Below are 21,678 nucleotides of genomic sequence, written 5' to 3' on the forward strand. Positions count from 1 at the left end.
TGTGAGCTTCTCTTTGCTGGAGGATGGAATCCGCGCAGCGGCTTCCGTCATGACGGCCTAACGCTATTACGCGGCCAGGCTGTTGATTGGCGAATTACGCAAGATTCAAAAGCCACACCGCGCCCGACCCAACATCGTCATGACGGAAACCCCGTTGGGGGTTCCATCCTCCGCATCGAAAATCACACCAATTTGGTTTTCATGTTGCGTCGTGAATCCTTGGCCGCGATCACAAAACCCGTTGCGATTATTTGGGGCCCATGATTTTTTGCAGGGCATCGGGGCGTGGGGCGCCTTGCTGTTGTTGCAGACGGCCTTTTTCGTCGAGATAGAAAATCGCCGGCGTGGCCTGGCCACCCATTTCGTCCATCAGCGCCAGATTGGCGTCTAGCTGCTTCTTGATATCGGCGGGGATGTTCTCCATCGCCTGCAGGGTGCTGGCCTTGCCTGCGCTCTCGTGCTGGTTGAGCGCCTCTGTCGGCGATTTGGAGGTCAGCAGCGTAGCGGCCTTGGCTTCGCTGTCTTCATGAATAACGCCGACCATAATGTGCCGTAACTGCACTTTGCCCGACTCTACCCAAGGCCGCGCCTGTTTCCAGAACATATTGCAGTAGGGGCAATTGGCATCGCTGAACATATAAATAATGCGCGGCGCCGAGTCCTTGCCATCGGCAATCCACTCGCTCTTCTCCATGCGCGCCCACATCTCTTTGCCCAGCGGCTCGTAGACCAGTTTCTCCAGAGGCGCCTGGCTGAGATCCTGACCATTCTCGTCGAGCAGGGTGCCGAGCAATACGTGCTTGCCGTCTTTAGTCAGGTACAACGCAAGGCCCTGGCCGTTGTACTTGGCGGCGTAGCCCTGCAAGCCATCCGGCGCATCGAAGCGTCCGACGACTTCAGCGCCACGCGCCTCGACCGCCTTGATTGCCGCGGGCAACTCTTCGGCGTGCAGAGCCCCGGCGCCGAGGGTAAAAATGCCAATCGCGGCCAGCGATTTGGCGAGGGTGAATGCGTTATTCATGGTTGTACGTCCTTATCAAAATGTTCCAATGCCTGGGTCAGGCTCGCCTTGGAGAGTTCTCCGAGGTGACTGCCAAGCTGGCGTCCTTGCGCGCTGTAAAACAGGGTAGTAGGCAATGACATCGAGCCAACCCTTTGGCCCAGCCGACCACCGCTGTCGAGTAGTACGTTATTTAGTTCTAGCTTGCTATGCGCGAGAAAGCGCTGAATTTCCTCAGCGCCTTCGCCCTGATTGACGAACAGGAAGGTGATCTCAGGATTCGCCGCCTGCGCCTCAGCCAGCACCGGCATTTCTCGCCTGCACGGCGGACACCAGGTCGCCCATAGATTGATCACCACCGGCTTGCCAACGTAATCCTGTAGCTGCACAGGCGCACCCGAGGCGTCACGCAAAGCGACTTCGGGCATGCGTGTGCCCTGCTCGAATGCACTGAGCATCATGCTGCCCATCGCCCATACCAACACACCGACGCTCATGCCGATGCCCAGCGGTTTACGCAGTTTCGGCTTGCGCCAGAGTATCCACACACCGAATGCCAACGCCGCCAAAGCACCCGGTTCGACGATGAATCCGCCGTCGCGAATATCCAGCACGCCCCACGGGTCATCGGCGAACAACGGCAAATAGCGCAACACAAATGCCAGTCGCGCCACCAATAATCCGACAAGCAGGATGCTGAACAGCTGGCTCTCTGGATTACTGCCACTGCTGCGCCCAACCCACCAGCCAATCACAACTGCCAGCAACAGGCTGCCGAGTATCAACAAGTGAGCCACGCTTAACGTCAGTGGCCCGAGACTCACACTCAACATTGAATTCCCTTTTGATCAACCGGCAGTTTCGAATGGCTCAGCAACTGCACAATGGCGAGTTGAGCACTTCAGAACCGCATAACCTGCATTGGTTCCCGCAACGCCGCAGCTTTGCGGCTAGCGCAACTGCTCGACCATCGACGCCGCAACAGTCAGCACGTCTTTACCCAACTGCATCGAGCGCTTGCCATTCCAACCCGTCTGCGGGTCGGGCGAGTCGAGGTGATCCTTGAACGGCATTTCAATGGTGAACGACAGGCAGTCATAAGCCAGTCCCACCGCGTTACAAGCCAATGTGGTGTTGGCTTTGCCCGGTTCGTCGAGCGGATAACCGTGTGCGGTTTGGAACTCCGCCCCGCACTCGATCAGGCGCTGGCGGAAGGTGCTCTCCAGCTCAGCAAGGCGCGGGGTGTAGCCCGGATTGCCCTCGCAGCCCGCCGTGAACACATGAGGGATTTCTTCATCGCCGTGAATATCCAGAAACATATCCACGCCAATATTGCGCATGTGCTGCTGCACAAATAACACCTCGGGGCTTTTCTCGGTGCTCGCCGATTGCCAGGCGCGATTGAGGTCTGTGCCGGCGGCGTTGGTGCGCAAATGCCCGCGAAAGGCGCCATCGGGATTCATGTTCGGCACCAGATACAAATTGGCCTGGTCGAGCAGCTGATTAAACACTTCATCATCACGCTGCCCCAGACGCTCGATAATGCCCTGCATAAACCACTCGGCCATATGCTCGCCGGGATGCTGCTGGGCAATGATCCAGATCGAACGCTGCGCCTGCGGATTGCGGCTGACCCGCAACAGTTCGATATTGCGACCCTCAATACTGCGGCCCGTGGCGCAAAGCTCAACGCCCGGCAACTCGAGCGCTTTGCACACAAGGGCGGCATGACGCTCGCGGCTGTACGGCTCGAAATAAGCAAACCAGACCTGCGGCTGAGCAGGCGTCAGCTCGAACTTCAGTGCGCCGCCCTCAAACCGGCTGGGCACCCGAAACCAGTTGATATGATCGTACGAGGCAACGGCGTCATAGCCATCCCAGGCATGGGGATAAGCCGAGCCACCGGCGTTGGTCAGGTTGAATGTATGCGCCAGGCCAACCTGTAACGCTTCGACCTTGAAGTGAAACCATTGATAATGATGGCTATTGAGGTCTTTGCGGATAGCCAGCTGCACATCTTGCGGATTGCTGGCGTTGATCACCTCAATGTTGCCGCTGTCGAAATTACAACTGATTTGCATACTGCCCCCGGATGGTCGGCCACGATGACAAGCAGCACCGTGCGTAAGTCGTAGAGGGTTAAAATATACCCCACTCCCGGACAATACTCGCCACCTAGCGGAACACCCAGAGTACGCGGGTGACTGAGTCTGTCTGATTGGCGTAGCGAAACCGGCTATGCGCCGGCAACTGGAAGCTGTCGCCGGGTTTTAAGCTGACAGGCTGGGCGCTGTCGTTGTGCCAGATGCTCAGTTCGCCCTCCAACACGAAGCCGCCTTGCTCGGAACTGTCATCAAGATGTTCGGCGCCACTGCTCGCGCCCGGCTGAAGAAAGCTCTCAAGCATCGAGAACCCTGCCGAGATTGAGGGAGAGACCAGAACATCGGTCACGCCGCCGGCGTAATACAGAGTGCGCCGCTCATCCGGCCTGGTCACCCAGCTCAATTCCCGGGGCTTGTCCGGGCTGTAGAAATACGTTGTGGGTACGCCCAGCGCCTCGCTGATCGCCGTGAGGTCGGCCACGGTCGGGCGCGAAAGGCCACGCTCTATTTGCGAGACAAAGCCGAGCGAGCGATTAATTTTCGCAGCCAGTTGGCCAATCGTCAGGTTCTTGTGTTTGCGCAGGTCGCGAATCAGCTTCGCCAATTCTTCGGTCTCATTCAGCTGACTCATCACTGCCCTCCTGGCCTCAAGGCCGCCCGGCGTTTTCAAAAGAAATCACGCAGGCGATACCACGCCTTGCCAGCCGCTTCGATGGGCGCAGCCAGAAAACCACCGCCCGGAAACGCCGGGTTATCCAGCGACTGATACAGCGCCAGTAATTCATCGTTGCCCAGAATCGCGTCGGTCACTGCGCGTGCGCCCGCCAGCGTCGGCAAAATGCCGTGGCCGGAGAAACCCTGCAGCCAATAGCGCTGCCCCTCCCGGCCGATGTCCGGCGTGCGCTTGAGCGTGCAGTCAATATGCCCGCCCCACGCATAGTCGATCTCAACGCCCTGCAACTGTGGAAATACCCGCTGCAGATAAGGTCGCGTAGCCGCGGCGACATCCTTGGGAATCCCGCCGAGGTAGGTGCAGCCGCCCCCGAACAGCAGGCGATTATCCGGCGTCAGGCGAAAGTAGTCCGGCACAAACTGATTATCGATCACGCAGCTGTTGCGTGGCAGCAGCGAGTGCGCAAGCGCCTCATCGAGCGGCGCCGTGGCGACTTGATAAGAGTCAACTGGCAGCACCCGACGCGACAGATTACGGTCTAATTGGTCGATGTAAGCATTGCACGCCAGCACCATAACATCGGCCTCAACCCGGCCCTTGTCGGTACGCACGCTGTAACCTGTTGGAGCCTGCTGGTAATCGAATACCTGGCTTTGCTCGAAAATCTGCCCGCCAGCCTGCTCGATTGCACCTGCCAGACCTTGCGCGAGCTTTAGCGGATTCAGATGAGCTCCTTGGGCGTCATACAGCGCAGCCTGATAGCGCGAGCTGCCAATCCATTCTGCCAACTCATCACGACGGATCAGTTGCAGGCTCTGGTAGGCATATTTGTCTTGAGCCTCTTGCAGCGCATCTTCGAGCAGTGACACCCGCCGCGGTTGCACCGCCGCCCACAAGCTGCCCTGCTGATAGTCCACTGAAAAACCATGACGGGCAGGCAGTTCGCGCAGCTCCTCGGCGGCCCAGCACATGCTTTGCCACAACCGCCGGGAACGCTCCAGACCCAGCGCCGCCTCAAGTGGTGGCATATCACATGACCAACCCAGCAGTGCTTGCCCGCCATTACGACCCGAGGCAGCCCAAGCCAGGCGACTGGCCTCAAGCAATGCAACACGCTTGCCCGCCAGCGCCAGCCGCAACGCACTGTGCAAACCGCTGAAGCCGCCACCGACAATCACCACATCCACCCGCACATCGCCTTCAAGGCAGGGCCGCAGCGACATGGGCTGTGGATAAGTGGCGCTGTAGTAGCTGCGGATATGCTGGGCTGATTGCTTGAACATGGGACACCATGAAATTTTATATCGTTATTTTCATGAAAAAATACACAATAAATTTCATCAACCCAAGTTCTTTCGCCTTCGACCAACTTATTGTCAGTTACAGTGTCTGTAGATTCATGGCCTGCGCGCTGTAAACCGGCCAATGCTCACTGACTTCAACGCGCATTAACACAGCACTCACATCTCGCGGGTCGCGCTCACTCGCTGAAAGGGGAAGAACATGAAATACGCAACCGGCCCTCTGGCCAAACTGGCCGCCCTTGTGGCCGCACTGTTGATCGTTGCTGGCTGCAGCAGCAAGGGCGACCAGCCGCAAACGCCAGACACCCCAACCACTGGCGACGCACCGGCAACGCAGCAGATGAACGAATACGAGCAGTTGCAAATGCGCGCCAAGCAGGGCGACATCAACAGCCAGTTCCAGCTGGGCAGCAGTTACTTTGTCGGTAAGCCGGTGAAGGATTTGAAACAGGCCGAATATTGGTGGAAGCAGGCAGCCGACAAAGGTCAGTCGATGGCGGCGGTAAGTCTGGCTTACCTCTACACCGGCCGCGATGACCCGGCAATGGCCAACCAGAAAGAGATGCTCAAGTACCTGAATCAGTCGGCAGCCGCCAACAATCCGATGGCGCAACACATCCTCGGCACGCTGTACCTTAAAGGCGACTTTGGCGTCCCGCGTGACCCAACACAAGCTAAAGCGTTGTTTCAGAGCGCCTGCAACTCACGCTACAGCGAAAGTTGTGAAACCCTGAAGAAACTGCCCTAAGGCCAACAATAACGCCGTGCTCAGAGCACGGCGTTATTGCATCACCTGCCAAGCTCAGGCAGTTTCTGCAGCCTTGATTTCTGCATTCGACTCAAAAGCCTTCTGCAAGCGGGTTCGGCTGTTAATCAAGTGCAAACGCATGGCCGCTTTGGCCGCTTCAGCGTCCTGGCGCATAATCGCATCGTAAACTTGATCATATTCGCTGATCAGCGAAAGTTTCAGATCATGCAACTGAAAGTCTTCAGAATAAAGTTGCAGCCGTGGAATCACGCACGCACCAATATGCTGCATGATGTCGATGAAGTAATTATTCCCAGTTGCCTCACAAATACGCATGTGAAACTGGAAGTCAGACGCCTGAATTCCGCTGGTCTGGTTCGCGCTTTTCTTGAAGTTATCCAGCGCATCACGAATATCTTCTAATTGTTGCTTGTTTCGTCGTTGTGCGGCTAATCCTGCCGAGTCGACTTCAAGGCCATTGCGCAATTCAAGTACGGCCAACATATCGCGCAAACTGACAATAGTGGCAGGATCAATTCTCAATCCGCTGGGGCTGGGTGTATTAAGTACGAAAGTACCAACACCATGACAAGTTTCGACCAAGCCGTTTGCCTGCATTCGCGACAATGCTTCGCGAACAACAGTACGGCTTACGCCATTTTCATCCATCAATACTGCTTCGGTGGGTAATTTATCGCCGCGTTTTATCTCGCCGTCGCGAATTTGTTGGGATAAGCCTGCGACCAGTTCCTGGGCCAGGCTGCGGTACTTGCGGTGTGGGCGTGGGAGCATTTTCTGACGTTCCATGTCAAAGGTTCTCTAGGTCCGGACTACTGAAGTTAAATCATAACGGGACAGTTGTACGATGAAAGTCATTTTGGCCAACCGAATGTAGGGTATGATGACTCTTGCCGACTCGTTCATCGCTTTGTGCCGTTAATGTGTCCCGTTCTCTTGTTTGAACATATTCTGTTACAGGCAACAACGGGTTGCTGTTCAGCTGTGAGGAAGACGCAGACGCCTTGAAAAGCAAACTATTACGCCTGATCAACGAGTCATTTGCCAAACTCAACGGAGTGCTTCAGCAGAGGAAATAGCCCTAAACGCTAGACTTTTCTGCTGCAGGTACGATAATAATAAAAGCTAGCCAATAGCTATCAGCAATACTCAGTCCAACACTTAGCCGGTGTTTCGACTGGATCACACTTCGTTAATATTTAACCTGTAGAACCATCAGAGCAGTTTCAACTGCCACGAAATTAGCAGCCATGCACACGGCTAAGCATTGCTGCACTTCATTATTAACAGACAATTGGAATATCACGTGACGAAAGACGAACTGCGCGCTGAACTCGAGCGCCAGGCGAAGCGTTACAAGGACGTATACGGCGGGGAAGTTACAACCTACGCAGCTCAGCCAGACCCTGAACGCAAGCCATGGCGGAAAAAGTCCAACTTACTCGATGAAGCTTTTGAAAAAGAGCTGGAGAAAATCGAGAAAGATCTACAAAGCAAAGAAGCCGCCAAACCCTGATAACTCACGCCGCCCAGTCAGAGCTTTTGATTCTCTGACTGGGCGACTGCGATCAGCGCTTTTTCCTGGTTCCCAATAACGAACCCATAAAGCCCCGCACCAATTCGCGACCAAACTGATTGGCGGCTTGGCGAACGGCCGTCTTCATGGCCTGGCTGGCAAAACCATCCAACAAATCAGACGCCACATCGGCAAAGCCCTTTTCGGCTTTCTCGCCCTTGCCGGGCGCCGCAGACTTCTCAGCAGCAGCGCCAAGTTCTGGCTCTTGCACCTTGGCCTCACTCGCCCGCTGAGTGAGAATTTCGTAGGCAGACTCACGATCAATCGGCTTATCGTAGCGACCGCGCAGCGGCGACTGGGTGATCAGCGCAGCACGCTCACCCTCATTCAGCGGCCCGATTCGCGACTGCGGCGGCGCAATTGCCACTCGCCGGACCATCGCCGGGGTGCCCTTCTCTTCCATGGTGCTCACCAGCGCTTCACCGATACCCAGTTCGGTCAGCACACTGAGCGTGTCGAAATCGGGGTTGGGCCTGAAACCGTCTGCCACCGCACGGAGCGACTTCTGCTCCTTGGCCGTGAAAGCACGCAAGCCATGCTGAATGCGCAAGCCCAACTGGGCGAGCACATCATCGGGCAAGTCCGCCGGGGACTGAGTGACAAAGTAGACGCCAACACCTTTCGAGCGAATCAGCCGCACGACCTGTTCGAGCCGTTCTTGCAGCGCCTTGGGCGTGTCGGCAAACAGCAGATGCGCTTCGTCAAAAAACAGCGCAAGCACTGGCTTGTCGGCATCGCCGCGTTCAGGCAACTGCTCAAATAGCTCGGCCAGCAACCACAACAGAAAAGTGGCATAGACCTTGGGCGCTTCATGCACCAGACGGCTGGCGTCCATCAGGTGCACACGCCCCTTGCCATCGGCAGTGCTCTGCAGAATATCCTCGAGTTGCAGTGCCGGCTCACCAAATAACGCTTCGGCGCCCTGCTGCTCCAACGCCGACAACCGGCGCAATAATGCCTGCGAAGAGGTGTTGGTAAACAGCGCACCGTCCTGCCCCAGAACTTCGGGATTGTCTTTGAGGTGCGCCAGCAAGGCTTTCAGGTCTTTGATGTCCAGCAGCAACAAGCCTTCGCGATCAGCCACCTTAAAGGCTGCATAGAGCGAAGCCTGCTGGCTGTCCGTCAACTCAAGCAGCGAGCCCAACAGCAAAGGCCCCATTTCGCTCAGCGTGGTGCGTAGCGGGTGGCCGCTCTTACCATCGACATCCCATAACGTAACAGGGTAAGCCTGCGGGGAGTGATTCAGCCAAGGCATGCTGGCAATCCGCTCGGCGATCTTGCCGCTGGGATTTCCAGCGGCGCCAAGGCCGCACAAGTCACCCTTGATATCCGCAGCGAAGACCGCCACGCCGGCGTCACTGAAACACTCGACCAAGCGCTGCAACGTCACAGTTTTACCGGTTCCGGTCGCGCCGGCGATCAAGCCGTGACGGTTGGCGAGACGCAATGCCTGGCCAACGGGCTCGCCCTTTAAATCGGCGCCAAATACAAATTGCTCTGCTGCAGGCATCCATTCGTCCTCTGAGTTAAAGCTTTGTCATGCGCATGCCGAAATAGCTGCATATGCCTGACGAGGCCAGACTTTCACGATTCTTGTTAAAGACTGGTTCCAGAACCTAACCGATGCAAGAAACCATGACTAAAAACTTAAAGTTCAGCCACAAGATCCTCATCGCAGCCTCGCTGGTGGTCATTGCGACCTTCACGATGTTCACCCTTTATAACGATTATTTGCAGCGCAATGCTATCCGCAAGGACCTGCATAGCTATCTGCGCGAGATGGGTGCGGTCACGTCGAGCAATATTCAGAACTGGTTGTCGGGCCGCATTCTGATGGTGGAAAGCGTCGCGCAATCGGTCAGCACTGACTCGGGTCAGGAGGCGCTGGTCAATCGCCTTGAGCAGAAGGCACTGACTTCAACCTTCGACTTCACCTATTTGGGTAGCAATGACGGCGCGTTCACCATGCGCCCCGACGACAAAATGCCCGACGGTTACGACCCGCGCACCCGGCCCTGGTTTATGGACGCTCAGGCAGCTGGCGGCACCACGCTCACCGAGCCCTACATTGATGCGGCAACCGGCGGCATGATCATCACAATTGCCGCGCCTGCCATTAACCGCGGCGTAGTTGGTGGCGACCTGAACATGTCGGTGCTGGTCGACCTGATCAATTCCCTGGATTTGGGCGGCATCGGTTACGCCTTTCTGGTCAACGCCGATGGCAAAATCTTGGTTCATCCCGACAAAAGCCGGGTCAATCAGACACTACGCGAGATGTACCCCAGCAACACGCCAGCGATCAACGCTGATTTCAGCGAAGCCAGCCTTGATGGCGTAACGCGCATTTTCAGCTTCACTCCGGTGACTGGTTTGCCGTCTGTTAAATGGTATCTGGGCCTGTCGATCGACAAGGACAAAGCCTATGCAATGCTCAGCGAGTTCCGCCAATCCGCAATCATCGCCACGCTGATTGCGGTGGTGGCGATCATTCTGCTGCTGAGCATGCTGATCAAAGTGCTGATGCGCCCGCTGAACACCATGGCCAGCACCATGCAGGACATCGCCAAGGGTGAAGGTGACCTGACGCAGCGTCTGAAAATCGAATCCAACGACGAGTTCGCCCAACTGGCCACCGCCTTCAACCAGTTCGTCGAGCGTATCCACAGCTCGATCCGTGAAGTGTCATCCGCCACCAGCAAGGTCAACGAAGTGGCCAAGTTGGTTGTGAGTGCTTCGAACTCCTCGATGCTCAACTCCGATGAGCAAAGTAATCGCACGCACAGTGTTGCAGCCGCTATCAACGAGCTGGGCGCGGCCGCGCAAGAAATTGCCCGCAACGCAGCGGATGCTTCAACCCAGGCCTCGGATGCACGCGGCCAAGCTGAAGACGGCCGTCAGGTGGTGGAGAAAACCATCGCCGCGATGAATGATCTGTCCAGCAAGATCAGCGCCTCTTGCACCAATATCGAAGCGCTGAACAGCAAAACGGTGAACATCGGCCAGATTCTCGAGGTGATCAAAAGCATCTCGCAGCAGACCAACCTGCTCGCGCTCAACGCTGCCATTGAAGCAGCCCGCGCCGGTGAAGCCGGTCGCGGCTTTGCCGTGGTCGCCGACGAGGTACGTAACCTGGCGCATCGCACACAGGAGTCGGCTCAGGAAATCGAAGGCATGATCGAAGAGTTGCAAGTCGGCTCGCGCGAATCGGTGCTAACCATGACCGAAAGCCAGCGTTACAGCGAAGAAAGTGTGGTGATCGCCAATCAGGCAGGCCAGCGTCTGGGCGCAGTCACGCTGCGAATCGGCGACATTGACGGCATGAACCAGTCCGTTGCCACCGCCACCGAGGAGCAGACATCGGTCATCGAGTCGCTGAACATGGACATCACCGAAATCAACACCTTGAATCAGGAAGGCGTCGAGAACCTGCAGGCCACGTTGCGCGCATGCAGTGAGCTGGAAAGTCAGGCCACCCGTTTGAAGAGCATGGTCGACAGCTTCCGTATCTGAGGTACTAACGCGAGTAAAGACAAGGGCGCCAATCAGGCGCCCTTTTTATTGCGGTATTACTACGCTGCCTTAGCGACTTTTCTCGGGAGCCGGATTCGCGGGTTGCCCGGCCTGCGCATGCAACTCGCCCAGCAGCTCTTTGGCCTGACTGAAATCGGCGCCGTCCTCTGCGCTCAACTCGTCTATGTCGTAACGGCTCAGGCATCCCTGGCCTAATGTCGCGGGTGCAACGGCTACCGCTTTCTCAAATGGATCGTTCATAGTTTGCCCTCGGCGATGCCATGCCGAAATGTCCATGGCTATGTATGCAGACTGGCACACGTAGCCGACAGTTCCAGTTCGCTCACCCTAACTAATCGACAGATTCCGTGCCCTGCTCGTGCTGGGCAAACTCTTTGACTGCTCGCAGCACGTCGCTGCGGCTGATCTGGCCGACCAGCCGGCCATCGGTAATGACCGGCAAACGTCCCAGCCGCCCTTCGAGAAACTGCTGGGAGACAGTGATAACGTCGACCTCGGGCGAGACCGTTTCAACCTCACGCGTCATCTGATCGCCTACCGTGCCACCAATCGACTCGTAGTAGGCGCCCGAGAGAATCGCCCGCAGGCAGTCCCCCTCGGACAACATGCCGATCAGGTGCCCGCTGGCATCGACCACCGGAGCGCCGGCAATGCGATGCTCAAGCAGACGGTTGATCGCGGTGAACAGATCCGTTTCAGCACGAAAGGTCACCAAATGGCGCGTCATGTAATCGCGCACCTTGATTGACTTCAACATAGCCTGACTCCTCTGTCGGGCGTCCTTGGCGGCGCACGACAGAACAGTTAGTTGAACACTACCGTCTTGTTGTCGTGAACCAGAACGCGATCTTCCAAGTGGTAGCGCAAACCACGTGAAAGCACCATTTTTTCAACATCCTTGCCGAGGCGAACCATCTCTTCGATGCTGTCGCGATGGCTGACACGCACCACATCCTGTTCGATGATCGGCCCGGCATCGAGTTCCTCGGTTACATAGTGCGAGGTCGCGCCGATCAGCTTAACGCCACGCATCGAGGCCTGATGGTAAGGCTTGGCGCCGACGAACGATGGCAGGAAGCTGTGATGAATGTTGATCACACGCTGAGCATAGTCGCTGCACAGTTGTGGCGGCAGAATTTGCATGTAGCGCGCCAGCACGATGACATCCGCCTGGTGCTCTGCAACCAGCTGCGCAACCTGATCGAAGGCCGGCTGTTTATTCTGCGGATCAACCGGCACATGGAAAAACGGGATGCCGTGCCATTCAACCATGCTGCGCAGGTCGTTGTGGTTGGAGATCACGCACGGAATCTCACAATCCAACTCGTTGCTGTGCCAGCGATGCAGCAGGTCTGCGAGGCAATGTGACTCGCGACTGGCCATCAAGACCACGCGCTTCTTTTGCTCGGAGTCGGTAACCCGCCACTCCATCGAGAATTCGCGCCCGATTGGCGCAAAAGCCTGACTAAAGCCGTCGAGATCGAAAGGCAAAGAGTCGGCACGAATTTCATGGCGCATGAAGAACCAGCCAGTCTGGTTATCCGAGTGATGGCTAGCCTCAGTTATCCAACCGTTATAGGTCGCAAGAAAGTTACTGACCTTGGCCACGATCCCCACCCTGTCCGGGCAAGCAATGACGAGGCGAAAAGTGCGCATGAAATACTCCAGAGCTGGGCAAAGTCGGCCATTTTAGCCACTCTCGGGAAAAACTGCAGTATTCATCAGGCCCCTGCGCTAAACAGCCTTGCAGCCGCGCGACAGGGAATATTTCTCGGCGCTGTAATATTTAGTCGAAAACAGCCTGCGAAGACCAACCGAACTAAACCTGTTGAACGCTGTTGCGCCATTGCAAGGCAATAAGCAACTCGCCTGAATATGCAAAATCAGTAATTTATAAGTGTGAATTAAGCTTTAATTCAGTTTGGCCAAGAATATTTAAACAAACAGGTTTACTTGTGAAAAGTGCCTGACTATCATTACTAATACTCCGCTGTCTTACACATTACTTATCAAGGTAAGCCCATGTCGCTGATCAACGAATACCGCGCTACAGAAGAAGCCATCAAAGAATTGCAAGAGCGCCTTAAGAACATGTCGCAAGACGACAAGCTGAAGAAGGAACTCGAGTTCGAAGGCAAATTGCGCACCCTGATGGGCGAATACTCCAAGTCCCTGCGTGACATTATCGCCCTGCTCGACCCGGAAGCTAAAGTCGGCAAACTGCAGCGCGGCGCTAAAACCACTACGACCAAGCGCGCTCGTAAAGTTAAGCAATACAAAAACCCGAACACCGGTGATGTCATCGAAACCAAAGGTGGCAACCACAAAACGCTGAAAGAGTGGAAAGCCAAGTGGGGCTCCGACGTTGTCGAGAGCTGGGCTACCCTGCTGGGCTAAGCCTCGCGAACAGCCCTGCATTCCGATTCAAAGCGGATGCAATAAATTAACGCCAGCCTTGCTGGCGTTTTTTATGACCGCTAAATAAGTACAACGCAGGTGGCAGATTGTTATAACAATCCTGCATTGCCTTATAACCTTATTATAATTAAGGATAAAGGCCGCGCCAGAGCCCTACAGCGCAAATTTAGCCTGCAACTGCGCCGCATATTCACGCCACGCCTTCAACACTTCTAACTGAGCGGCAGTGGCGCCAGACGACAACTCGTCTGCCGCTGCATTAAAACCCTCCAGGGTATTCGGTGCGCCCTGTTCGGGATCGGTTAAACGCTGCTGACAGAATAGTTGCCAACGCTGCAATTCTTCGCCATTAAGCGTGTCCGGGAAATTTCGGGCGCGGTAACGAAAAAACAACTCAGGCAACCGCTGATCATCGAAGGGCCACTGTTGTTGGCCTAAATGAGCCGGATCGGCATTACGCACCTGTTCAGACAATCGCCGGTCACGGTCTCCAATAAAACCGTCATACAACTGCTGCTCCGGATCGCTGGTCGCCGTGAAATTCTCCTCGCTATATATAAGCGCTAACTTTTCCTGCCACTGCGTGCGGTTGTCACTGAGCAACGCTGTACGCGCCTCACAGACTGAAATGTCTAATTCCACGCGCTGAATATCCTGCTCGCGCAACACACCCAGAGGCGCCAGAACCGGGCAACGATTAATGTGTATAAGCTTGAGCGGCACCGGCAATTGATCTGCACTGAGTTGATCGCGGCGGGTATAAAGTCGCTCGCGCAGTGTTTCGGCCGTTTCATTAAGCAGCGGTGCCGGATCGTTGCGTAAATCACAAACAATTAACGCATTGCGATTACGCGGATGCCAGGCCAGCGGCAATACAACCGACAAGTAATGCTGTGCAGCGCCAAAACGCCCTGATACATGCACCACGGGTTTTAAAAGTTGCACCTGATCAAGCACACGCTGTTTGCTGCGCAGCTTATACAGATAGTCATAAAGTTTAGGCTGGCTGTCGCGCAGCAACCGCGCGAGCGCAATTGTTGCCCGCACATCGGACAGCGCATCATGCGCCTGCCCATGATCGATGCCATTTTGCGCCGTTAGCCGCTCCAGCTTGAGACTGACGCGGCCATCCTCCTGTGGCCAGTTGATTCCCTCTGGGCGCAGGGCATAGGCGGTGCGCACCATATCGATCAAGTCCCAGCGGCTGTTGCCGCCTTGCCACTCGCGGGCATAGGGATCAAAGAAATTGCGGTAAAGACTGTAACGCGTGACCTCGTCATCGAAGCGCAAGCTGTTGTAGCCCGCCCCGCACGTGCCGGGCAAAGACAGCTCGGCATGCGTTCGCGTCATGAACTCGGCTTCGCTCATGCCTTTCTCCGCCAACACCGCCGGAGTTATACCGGTAACCAGGCAGGCTGCCGGATGCGGCAGAATATCGTCACTGGGCTGGCAGTAAATATTCAGCGGCTCGCCGATTTCATTAAGGTTTTCATCAGTGCGCACCCCGGCGACCTGAAGCGGCCTGTCGCGGCGTGGGTCAATACCTGTGGTTTCGTAGTCGTACCAGAAAATGCTCGAAGTCACTTGATTGTCCTTTGGCGAGTGCGCGGCCAGTTTATCATCGCCAAGCCAACCGTTATCCAGCCGCCAAGGCTTGTGAGCAGGCTTGCAAGACGCCACACTGCGCGTCTGTGGTCATATTCACAAGGATGTCAGCCATGCACCCGTGCGTTTTATTGCAACTGCCAACAGGCCAGTCACGGCAACATCAACCCTGCAAATACGCTGACACAACCCGGTTGCGCGCACGTCGGCAGCTGGCTAGCATCGTGGTTTACCTCACACAAGCAACCCATGCCTGTTAATACCGCCCCGCGCGCGCCTGCCCCCGCTCTGGATACCCGCTACCACGTGGAAACTCCGGAAGGCATCGACCTGATCCTGCGACCGGCCGGGCTGATTCCTCGCGCCCTGGCATTCATCATCGATTTAGTGGTGCGTGGCGTACTGCTGACCGCGCTGTACTCGCTGCTTAGTTTGCAGGGCGACTTCGGTACTGGCCTTGCGACAATTCTGCTGTTTCTGGTGACCTGGTGGTACATGGTGCTGTTCGAGGTATTGAACCAGGGCCGTTCGCCGGGCAAGCAACTGATGAAGCTACGGGTCGTGCACGATGACGGGACGCCTGTTGGCTGGGCTGCTTCGCTCACGCGTAATCTGCTGCGCTTTGTCGACATGCTGCCATTCGCCTACACGCTGGGCATTATCAGTTGCCTGACTCACCCGGCCTTCAAGCGTCTCGGCGATATCGCCGCCGGAACACTGGTGGTGTATGCCGAAATCCCACTTGCTGCCCCCGAAATTCCCGAGGCCGAAATACTCTTGACGCCCTTCGCCTTGAACCTGGCCGAACAACGCGCGCTGCTTGGCTATGCCGAACGCTCAGCGCAACTCACTGCAGAACGGCGACTGGAGCTTGCCGCGATTCTCAGCGAGCCACTCAAGGTCAGTTCAGAGGACGCCGAGAAGCAGATCCATGGCATTGCCCGTGGCTTAATGGGGCCGACATGAAACAGAGCCAGTTCGAAAACCAGCACCAGCAAGACTGGCAAGCATTCAGCAAGGAACTCGGCCGCCTCGAACGCGGCAAAGCCGACCATAAGGCCAGCCAGCAGTTTGCCGCCAACTACCGACGGCTTTGCCAGCAGCTCTCACTGGCCGAAGCCCGCGGCTACAGCAATTATCTGGTCGCTCACCTGCAACAACTGGTGATGCGCGGTCATCAACAGTTCTATCGCCATCGCAGCCCGATTGGCGCACAACTGATCGGATTCCTGCTCAGCGGCTTCCCGCGTCTGGTCCGCGCACAGTGGCGTTTTGTCGCCGCAGCCAGCGCAATCTTCTTCGGCAGCCTGCTGCTGATGGCACTACTGGTTTATAACGTGCCCGAGTTGGTTTACAGCCTGATGGAGCCTGACCAAGTCGCCAGCATGGAGAAAATGTACGACCCCGAAGCGCATCGTCTTGGCCGTTTCGCCGAGCGTGATTCGGGGGATGACTGGATGATGTTCGGCTTTTACATCATGAATAACATCGGCATCGCCTTCCAGACTTTCGCCAGCGGCCTGCTGTTGGGGCTTGGCAGCCTGTTTTACCTGCTGTTCAACGGTTTGATGATTGGCGCTGTTGCCGGGCATTTGCTGCAAATTGGCTACAGCGAGACGTTCTTGTCCTTCGTCGTCGGCCATGGCGCGTTCGAACTAACGGCCATCGCACTTGCAGGCGCCGCCGGTTTAAAGCTTGGCTGGGCGCTTCTGGCACCTGGCCGCTTGCCTCGCGCGGAAGCGCTGAAAATTGCCGGCAAAGACAGCGTACGGCTGATTGGCGGCGTAATCGTATTCCTGTTGCTGGCGGCTTTTATCGAGGCCTATTGGTCGTCCATGACGTTCGCCAGCCCGCACATCAAGTATGCCGTGGGCGCGCTATTGTGGCTGCTGGTTCTGGCTTATCTGCTATTTGCCGGGCGAGGTTCGCATGCGCCTGAGTGATGTCAGCGTCAGCATCCGCCCGCGCAATGCATGGGAAGCGCTCGACCTCGGCACCCTGATGGCCCGCCAGCATGGCGCACTGCTGATGCTCAGCTGGGCGATTATCACCGTGCCGGTTTTTGCCGTGCTATGCCTGCTGTTCTGGGATTCGCCGGGTTGGGCGGTATTGATTTTCTGGTGGCTTAAACCGGTCTATGAGCGCCTGCCGCTGCATATCATTTCACGCAGCGTATTTGGTGAGACCCTGACATTGAAGGCTGCCCTGCGCGAGTATCCGCGCCTGATCAGGCCGCAACTGCTGGCCAGCCTGACATGGCGCAGGCTAAGCATGCGCCGAAGTTTCTACATGCCGGTGCAACAACTCGAAGGGCTTGCCGGGCGCGCCCGCAACGACCGAATTGCGGTGCTGGGCCTGCGTGATGCCCGCCCCGCTACCTGGCTGACGCTGGTCGGCGTGCACATTGAAACCGCGCTGTATCTGGGCGGCATCAGCCTGTTCTATCTCATGTTGCCAGGCCAGATAGAAACCGACTGGAGTTGGCAGAACTTGCTCGAAGCCACCAGCCACGATTGGCTCTGGCTTGAACACCTGTCGAACCTGATTTATGTGCTGGTATTGATCATCTGGGAACCGATTTATGTGGCCTGCGGATTCAGCCTGTACCTCAACCGTCGCACGGTGATCGAGGCGTGGGATCTCGAGTTGGTATTCCGCCAGATTCGCCAGCGTCTCAGCGGCGCGGCAAGCGCATTGCTGCTCGGCTGTGCGCTGCTGCTAAGCCAGTTGCCCACTCAGGCGATGGCCGCTTCGGTCACTGGCGAGACAGCAGTGGCACCCAATGGTGTGGCTGCCACAAGTGAAACCGTCATCGCTCATCCCCAAGTAGAACCGTTGGGGCCTGATGCTGAACGGCTTGGCAAGCAGCCACTCAACAGCAAGCAAGCGCAAGAAAGCATTCACAGCCTGTTGGATCAGCCGCCGTTCGAGAACCGCCAGACAGTTACCAGCTGGCGCTTGAGCTCGAACGACGAGTCGGATAAAGCCAAGAACGCCGACTGGCTGGAAACACTGATCAAAGGTTATAAAAATCTGGCCGAGTTCTGGGACTCACTGCGCGTACTCAACCAAATTTTCGAGATTCTGCTCTGGGCCGCGCTGGCAGGCCTGATCGTCACCCTGATTTGGCGTTACCGGGATTGGCTACGCACCTTCTCCGAACGCTTGAAAATCTCCCGTCCGCAACAACGCCGCCAGCCTGAAGAGCAGCTTTTTGGTCTTGCCGTTACCCCGCAAAGCTTGCCCGACAACATCAGCGCCGAAGCCCAGCGTCTCTGGGACACAGACCCGCGCGCGGCACTCAGCCTGCTCTATCGGGCAATGCTCAGCCGCTTGCTGCATGATCACGCGCTGGCGCTGAAAACTTCACACACCGAAAGCGAAGTACTGGCCTGTATCGAGACGCTTGAACAACCTGCGCTTAATCAGTTCAGCCAGCTGCTGACTCAGCATTGGCAGAACCTTGCTTATGGCCATCGCCTGCCGCCTGCCAGCCTCAAGCAGCAACTGTGCACAGGCTGGGATCAGGTCTTCGAGCGCGAGGGCCACGCATGAGCAGACGCAATGGACTGCTACTGATTGGTGCGCTGCTGATTGCACTCGGCTTGCTCGGCAGTTACTTGCTCGGGCGCGCCGAGCCGTATGAAGAAGTGATCAAGCATGGCCCCTCGCCTGAGGCCAGAAGCAACCGGTATTTGGCAGCCGAACATTTCCTGCGCAAACAAGGCATCGCCGTTGAGCGTGCCGACAGTTTGGCCCGCCTGAAAACCTTGCCCAGCCGTGGACAAACCCTGCTGCTTTTAGGCTCCCGGTACAACATGACGCCCCAGCAAACCGATCGGCTGCTGGCATGGACCGCACAAGGCGGGCACTTGGTCGTGGTGGCCGAGCGCCTGTGGGACAAGGAACAAGGAAAAAGTGGCGACCTGCTTCTCGACACATTGAGCATCGAGCAATACGAGAGCGCTGACCTGCCAGAAATAGAACCTGAACAAGCAGATTCATCGGCTGCGGCGCAACACCCCGCCGACACCGAGAAGAATCATTATCCAACGCTGACTCAGCTCTACTTGCAGAACGAAACAGCGCCGGCGTACATCGGCTTCGACACCGAGTTCCACCTCGCCGACCCCAAGAATCAAGCCTACGCCTGGGCTAATAGCGCTGACAGCACGCATTTACTGCAACTGTTTTATGGCGAAGGTCTGGTAACGGTGATGACCGATGCCTGGATCTGGCAGAACGACAAGATCGACCGATACGACAACGCCTGGCTGCTTTGGTATTTAACTCAGGACAGCCGCGTAACCATGCTCTATCGCGCCGAACACGACAGCCTGGCAACGCTACTTTGGCGCAATTACCGGCTGGCGATTGGCGCACTGTTGCTGCTGATCATTGCTGCAGTCTGGCATCTCGGCATGCGCCAGGGCCCGATCCGGCAACCGGCCAGCCATAGCCGCCGGCAACTGCTTGAACACCTGCGCGCAAGCGCCGAGTTTATTGTCCGTCACAATGGCCAGAAAGCCTTGATGCGCGGCTTGCAGATCGACATTCAGCGCCGCGCCCGCCGTCGTCATCCGGGCTTCGACAAACTCGATGTGGCCCAGCAATGGCACATTATCGGACGCCTCAGCCGGATGCCCGCCAGTGCGATTAGTCGCGCCATGCGGCCTTTGCCAAACGAACGCCTCTCGGCCAGTGAATTCACCCGTCAGGTTGCCCACCTGCAAACTCTCAGGAATGCCCTATGATCTGGCACTTGGAAAGCGTTAGATCTCTGCCATATTAGGAACAGCCCCTTAGAAACTCAGAAGCATGGTGCTGAGATAAAGCCTGAGGGTCGGTCCTATAGCCCTAACTCTGTCAGAACAGACAAAGGGATTGGATGTCTGGTCAGTGCAGGGGACGGCAAATGGAGCTTGTGTGGGGCTACTGAGGATTTGGTGATCGCCGGGCAACCCTATCCGGGGTTCCGCATTCTGCTTTGGGACTCGATGGAGAGTTGCGTCCCGGCCAATCAGTTCCTTCGTCACTACCTGCTTCGCGGGGCCATTGGTTCTCGCCATTCCTGGCCTAGTACCGGACGCGCGCTGTACGACCTCTTCAGCTTTCTCCAGGCTCATGAGATTGACTGGCGCGACGTTGATCGTGGCGAGGCCAAGAGCCTTGTGCCGGCCTATCGGGACTACTGCCTAGTGACGTGCGAACTGGCACTGAACACCACTCGCCAGCGCCTGACTTACATCTGCAAGTTCTATGAGTTCGCGCTGAAGGAGGGGTGGGTGAAGCGCCTGCCCTTCGCCTATGAAGAACGCACCGTGAGGCGTGAAACAGGCCTCCTTGCGCATATTGATGCCAGTGGCGGTAAGGCTGTTGCAAACGACGTGATGCCGCGTAGCCACAAGACCCTACCCAAGTTCCTGAGCATGGCCGAAATTAAGGCACTCCTTTCCGCAGCGGAGAACCCCCATCACCGGATGATGATGCGCTTAGGGTTGTAGTGGTCAACTAATCCCGGACACGGTTTTAAGTTTTTCTTCAGCAACAGCGGGCGCCAGCCCGCTGTTGAATTGATGTGGCCTTTGCCAGTTATATTGCTGCATCAAAAAGCGTCTTATATCTTGCTGTGCCAGCGAAGCGCTCATGTAGCCAACGGTCGGTATCCATTCTGTTTTCAGGCTACGAAATAACCGTTCCATCGGCGCATTGTCATAGCAGTTCCCACGGCGACTCATGCTCTGTTTGAAACGATAGCGCCAGAGTCTTTGGCGGAAGCAGCGGCTGCCGTATTGGCTTCCTTGGTCGCTGTGAAATAGTACGTTTTGAGGTCGGCCACGTTGCTCATAGGCCATGTCCAATGCCTTAACTACGAGTTCAGCATCGGGCTTCGATGAAAACGCCAATCCACCACGCGGCGGGCGAAGAGGTCGATCACAGCTGCCACGTAGTGCCAACGACCCTGAGCCCAAACATAGGTGATATCACCACACCAGACCTCATTCGGCGCTGACACAGTGAACTCCCGGTCAAGCACATTTGGAATATCAGGGCGCTCCACGGTTGCCTTTTTATAGGCATGCGAGCCAAGCTGCTTACTAATTAAGTTCAACTCGTTCATCAGCTTACGTACTTTGAATCGCCCCAACCTTTATGCCGTCCTCCCTCATCATGGACATGATGCTCCGACTACCAGCTGCGCTGCAGCTCTGGGTAAACAACTCGTTCACACGGCTGCGCAGAACAAGTCGTTTAACATCCGGAGTTCGTCGCTTGCGACAGTGTGCGTAATAGCAAGATCGAGTGACTTCAAATACCGAGCACAACAGATCAACAGACTCGTTAGAACGCAGTTGATCGATTAACGCGAGAGCTCATGCTCCTCGGCCATCAAGAGCGCGGTTGCCTTTTTTAGAATAGATTTTTCCCGCTCTAGCCGGTTGATACGGGCTTCCAGTTCCTGGTTTTTTTGCTGCTCAGGCGTCAGTACTTTGCTCTTCGGAGTGATGCCAGTGCGTTCCTGCTGAAGCTGATCGACCCAACGGCGCAGAGCTGTCTCACCAATACCCAGTGAGCGACTGGCCTCGATGAAGCTGTAGTTTTGCTTGAGCACGAGATCAGCAGCCTCGCGTTTGAATTCAGGGGAAAAGGTACGGCGTTGCTTGGTCATATGACACCTCGTTCTGGCGAGTATTCTCGC

General features: G+C 56.4%; 21 protein-coding genes and 1 pseudogene. 10 read left to right on the forward strand and 12 right to left on the reverse strand.

Annotated features, from left to right (window positions below; all coding sequences use genetic code 11):
- Positions 1-264: hypothetical protein (locus BM395_RS23470; protein WP_212633036.1), on the forward strand; the 264-nt coding region annotated here is incomplete at its 5' end.
- On the opposite strand, the gene dsbG is transcribed toward BM395_RS23470, so the two are convergent.
- From dsbG to BM395_RS19840, 5 genes are all read right to left on the reverse strand, one after another.
- Positions 248-1,021 carry a thiol:disulfide interchange protein DsbG gene (gene dsbG / locus BM395_RS19820; protein ID WP_090515084.1) on the reverse strand — a complete coding sequence of 258 codons (774 nt, stop codon included), beginning with the start codon at positions 1,019-1,021 and terminating at the stop codon, positions 248-250. The two genes, BM395_RS23470 and dsbG, sit on opposite strands and share 17 nt — an antisense overlap.
- Entirely contained in the window at positions 1,018-1,833 is an 816-nt protein-coding gene (locus BM395_RS19825; protein ID WP_090515086.1) for a TlpA disulfide reductase family protein, read from the reverse strand. Before BM395_RS19825 ends, dsbG begins: the two co-directional genes overlap by 4 nt.
- A 117-nt stretch (positions 1,834-1,950) precedes the next feature.
- The gene (locus BM395_RS19830; protein WP_090515088.1) at positions 1,951-3,081 is read right to left on the reverse strand and encodes a M14 family metallopeptidase; all 1,131 of its coding nucleotides are present in this window, start codon (positions 3,079-3,081) and stop codon (positions 1,951-1,953) included.
- A 94-nt stretch (positions 3,082-3,175) separates the two neighbouring features.
- Entirely contained in the window at positions 3,176-3,733 is a 558-nt protein-coding gene (locus tag BM395_RS19835) for a helix-turn-helix domain-containing protein (RefSeq protein ID WP_090515090.1), read from the reverse strand.
- Positions 3,734-3,768: 35 nt separating this feature from the next.
- A complete protein-coding gene (locus BM395_RS19840; protein ID WP_090515092.1) occupies positions 3,769-5,058 on the reverse strand; it encodes an NAD(P)/FAD-dependent oxidoreductase in 1,290 nt (429 codons plus the stop codon).
- A 220-nt stretch (positions 5,059-5,278) separates the two neighbouring features.
- Here BM395_RS19840 and BM395_RS19845 point away from each other — a divergent pair, with 220 nt between their 5' ends.
- Positions 5,279-5,827 (forward strand): tetratricopeptide repeat protein, encoded by a 549-nt coding sequence (locus BM395_RS19845; RefSeq protein WP_090515094.1) that lies wholly within the window; start codon positions 5,279-5,281, stop codon positions 5,825-5,827.
- Positions 5,828-5,881: 54 nt separating this feature from the next.
- Here the strand turns inward: BM395_RS19845 and BM395_RS19850 are convergent, their stop codons facing one another.
- Positions 5,882-6,634 carry a FadR/GntR family transcriptional regulator gene (locus tag BM395_RS19850; RefSeq protein ID WP_069902136.1) on the reverse strand — a complete coding sequence of 251 codons (753 nt, stop codon included), beginning with the start codon at positions 6,632-6,634 and terminating at the stop codon, positions 5,882-5,884.
- A 517-nt stretch (positions 6,635-7,151) separates the two neighbouring features.
- Between BM395_RS19850 and BM395_RS19855 the strand changes: the two genes are divergently transcribed.
- A complete protein-coding gene (locus BM395_RS19855; RefSeq protein WP_090515096.1) occupies positions 7,152-7,361 on the forward strand; it encodes a hypothetical protein in 210 nt (69 codons plus the stop codon).
- Positions 7,362-7,413: 52 nt separating this feature from the next.
- On the opposite strand, the gene BM395_RS19860 is transcribed toward BM395_RS19855, so the two are convergent.
- Positions 7,414-8,931 (reverse strand): helicase HerA-like domain-containing protein, encoded by a 1,518-nt coding sequence (locus BM395_RS19860; protein ID WP_090515097.1) that lies wholly within the window; start codon positions 8,929-8,931, stop codon positions 7,414-7,416.
- Positions 8,932-9,056: 125 nt separating this feature from the next.
- Between BM395_RS19860 and BM395_RS19865 the strand changes: the two genes are divergently transcribed.
- Positions 9,057-10,934, forward strand: coding sequence for a methyl-accepting chemotaxis protein (locus tag BM395_RS19865; RefSeq protein WP_090515221.1), 1,878 nt, complete (start codon positions 9,057-9,059; stop codon positions 10,932-10,934).
- Positions 10,935-11,003: 69 nt separating this feature from the next.
- Here BM395_RS19865 and BM395_RS19870 read toward each other — a convergent pair whose 3' ends face one another.
- The 3 genes from BM395_RS19870 to purU form a co-directional block, all read right to left on the reverse strand.
- The gene (locus tag BM395_RS19870; protein ID WP_090515099.1) at positions 11,004-11,195 is read right to left on the reverse strand and encodes a hypothetical protein; all 192 of its coding nucleotides are present in this window, start codon (positions 11,193-11,195) and stop codon (positions 11,004-11,006) included.
- A 91-nt stretch (positions 11,196-11,286) separates the two neighbouring features.
- Positions 11,287-11,712 carry a CBS domain-containing protein gene (locus BM395_RS19875; protein WP_090515101.1) on the reverse strand — a complete coding sequence of 142 codons (426 nt, stop codon included), beginning with the start codon at positions 11,710-11,712 and terminating at the stop codon, positions 11,287-11,289.
- A 47-nt stretch (positions 11,713-11,759) separates the two neighbouring features.
- The gene (gene purU / locus BM395_RS19880) at positions 11,760-12,611 is read right to left on the reverse strand and encodes a formyltetrahydrofolate deformylase (RefSeq protein ID WP_090515103.1); all 852 of its coding nucleotides are present in this window, start codon (positions 12,609-12,611) and stop codon (positions 11,760-11,762) included.
- A gap of 366 nt (positions 12,612-12,977) precedes the next feature.
- On the opposite strand from purU, the gene mvaT reads away from it, so the two are divergent.
- Positions 12,978-13,352 carry a histone-like nucleoid-structuring protein MvaT gene (mvaT, locus tag BM395_RS19885; protein ID WP_069902130.1) on the forward strand — a complete coding sequence of 125 codons (375 nt, stop codon included), beginning with the start codon at positions 12,978-12,980 and terminating at the stop codon, positions 13,350-13,352.
- Positions 13,353-13,526: 174 nt separating this feature from the next.
- On the opposite strand, the gene sbcB is transcribed toward mvaT, so the two are convergent.
- The gene (sbcB, locus tag BM395_RS19890; protein WP_090515223.1) at positions 13,527-14,957 is read right to left on the reverse strand and encodes an exodeoxyribonuclease I; all 1,431 of its coding nucleotides are present in this window, start codon (positions 14,955-14,957) and stop codon (positions 13,527-13,529) included.
- Positions 14,958-15,227: 270 nt separating this feature from the next.
- Here sbcB and BM395_RS19895 point away from each other — a divergent pair, with 270 nt between their 5' ends.
- The 5 genes from BM395_RS19895 to BM395_RS19915 all read left to right on the forward strand — a co-directional run bounded on the left by BM395_RS19895 (position 15,228) and on the right by BM395_RS19915 (position 20,482).
- Positions 15,228-15,944 (forward strand): RDD family protein, encoded by a 717-nt coding sequence (locus tag BM395_RS19895; RefSeq protein WP_090515105.1) that lies wholly within the window; start codon positions 15,228-15,230, stop codon positions 15,942-15,944.
- Positions 15,941-16,921 carry a stage II sporulation protein M gene (locus tag BM395_RS19900; RefSeq protein ID WP_069902128.1) on the forward strand — a complete coding sequence of 327 codons (981 nt, stop codon included), beginning with the start codon at positions 15,941-15,943 and terminating at the stop codon, positions 16,919-16,921. Before BM395_RS19895 ends, BM395_RS19900 begins: the two co-directional genes overlap by 4 nt.
- Positions 16,908-18,533, forward strand: a complete 1,626-nt coding sequence (locus BM395_RS19905; RefSeq protein WP_090515225.1) for a DUF4129 domain-containing protein — start codon at positions 16,908-16,910, stop codon at positions 18,531-18,533. Before BM395_RS19900 ends, BM395_RS19905 begins: the two co-directional genes overlap by 14 nt.
- On the forward strand, positions 18,530-19,732 hold the full coding sequence (locus tag BM395_RS19910; protein ID WP_090515107.1) for a DUF4350 domain-containing protein: 1,203 nt from the start codon (positions 18,530-18,532) through the stop codon (positions 19,730-19,732). The genes BM395_RS19905 and BM395_RS19910 overlap by 4 nt, the downstream gene beginning before the upstream one ends.
- 192 nt (positions 19,733-19,924) lie before the next feature.
- Positions 19,925-20,482, forward strand: coding sequence for a site-specific integrase (locus BM395_RS19915; RefSeq protein ID WP_244529020.1), 558 nt, complete (start codon positions 19,925-19,927; stop codon positions 20,480-20,482).
- Between the two features lie 3 nt (positions 20,483-20,485).
- On the opposite strand, the pseudogene BM395_RS19920 reads toward BM395_RS19915, so the two are convergent.
- A pseudogene (locus BM395_RS19920) lies at positions 20,486-21,648 on the reverse strand (IS3 family transposase).
- Positions 21,649-21,678: the final 30 nt, after the last annotated feature.

This window comes from Pseudomonas marincola (genome assembly GCF_900116605.1).
GTDB lineage: Bacteria > Pseudomonadota > Gammaproteobacteria > Pseudomonadales > Pseudomonadaceae > Aquipseudomonas > Aquipseudomonas marincola.

What these genes read in the sequence shown, in the direction of transcription:
- dsbG (WP_090515084.1), bottom strand. Translation starts at nt 1,021, where the DNA reads ATGAATAACGCATTCACCCTCGCCAAATCGCTGGCCGCGATTGGCATT.
- BM395_RS19825 (WP_090515086.1), bottom strand. Translation starts at nt 1,833, where the DNA reads ATGTTGAGTGTGAGTCTCGGGCCACTGACGTTAAGCGTGGCTCACTTG.
- BM395_RS19830 (WP_090515088.1), bottom strand. Translation starts at nt 3,081, where the DNA reads ATGCAAATCAGTTGTAATTTCGACAGCGGCAACATTGAGGTGATCAAC.
- BM395_RS19835 (WP_090515090.1), bottom strand. Translation starts at nt 3,733, where the DNA reads ATGAGTCAGCTGAATGAGACCGAAGAATTGGCGAAGCTGATTCGCGAC.
- BM395_RS19840 (WP_090515092.1), bottom strand. Translation starts at nt 5,058, where the DNA reads ATGTTCAAGCAATCAGCCCAGCATATCCGCAGCTACTACAGCGCCACT.
- BM395_RS19845 (WP_090515094.1), top strand. Translation starts at nt 5,279, where the DNA reads ATGAAATACGCAACCGGCCCTCTGGCCAAACTGGCCGCCCTTGTGGCC.
- BM395_RS19850 (WP_069902136.1), bottom strand. Translation starts at nt 6,634, where the DNA reads ATGGAACGTCAGAAAATGCTCCCACGCCCACACCGCAAGTACCGCAGC.
- BM395_RS19860 (WP_090515097.1), bottom strand. Translation starts at nt 8,931, where the DNA reads ATGCCTGCAGCAGAGCAATTTGTATTTGGCGCCGATTTAAAGGGCGAG.
- BM395_RS19865 (WP_090515221.1), top strand. Translation starts at nt 9,057, where the DNA reads ATGACTAAAAACTTAAAGTTCAGCCACAAGATCCTCATCGCAGCCTCG.
- BM395_RS19870 (WP_090515099.1), bottom strand. Translation starts at nt 11,195, where the DNA reads ATGAACGATCCATTTGAGAAAGCGGTAGCCGTTGCACCCGCGACATTA.
- BM395_RS19875 (WP_090515101.1), bottom strand. Translation starts at nt 11,712, where the DNA reads ATGTTGAAGTCAATCAAGGTGCGCGATTACATGACGCGCCATTTGGTG.
- purU (WP_090515103.1), bottom strand. Translation starts at nt 12,611, where the DNA reads ATGCGCACTTTTCGCCTCGTCATTGCTTGCCCGGACAGGGTGGGGATC.
- mvaT (WP_069902130.1), top strand. Translation starts at nt 12,978, where the DNA reads ATGTCGCTGATCAACGAATACCGCGCTACAGAAGAAGCCATCAAAGAA.
- BM395_RS19895 (WP_090515105.1), top strand. Translation starts at nt 15,228, where the DNA reads ATGCCTGTTAATACCGCCCCGCGCGCGCCTGCCCCCGCTCTGGATACC.
- BM395_RS19900 (WP_069902128.1), top strand. Translation starts at nt 15,941, where the DNA reads ATGAAACAGAGCCAGTTCGAAAACCAGCACCAGCAAGACTGGCAAGCA.
- BM395_RS19905 (WP_090515225.1), top strand. Translation starts at nt 16,908, where the DNA reads ATGCGCCTGAGTGATGTCAGCGTCAGCATCCGCCCGCGCAATGCATGG.
- BM395_RS19910 (WP_090515107.1), top strand. Translation starts at nt 18,530, where the DNA reads ATGAGCAGACGCAATGGACTGCTACTGATTGGTGCGCTGCTGATTGCA.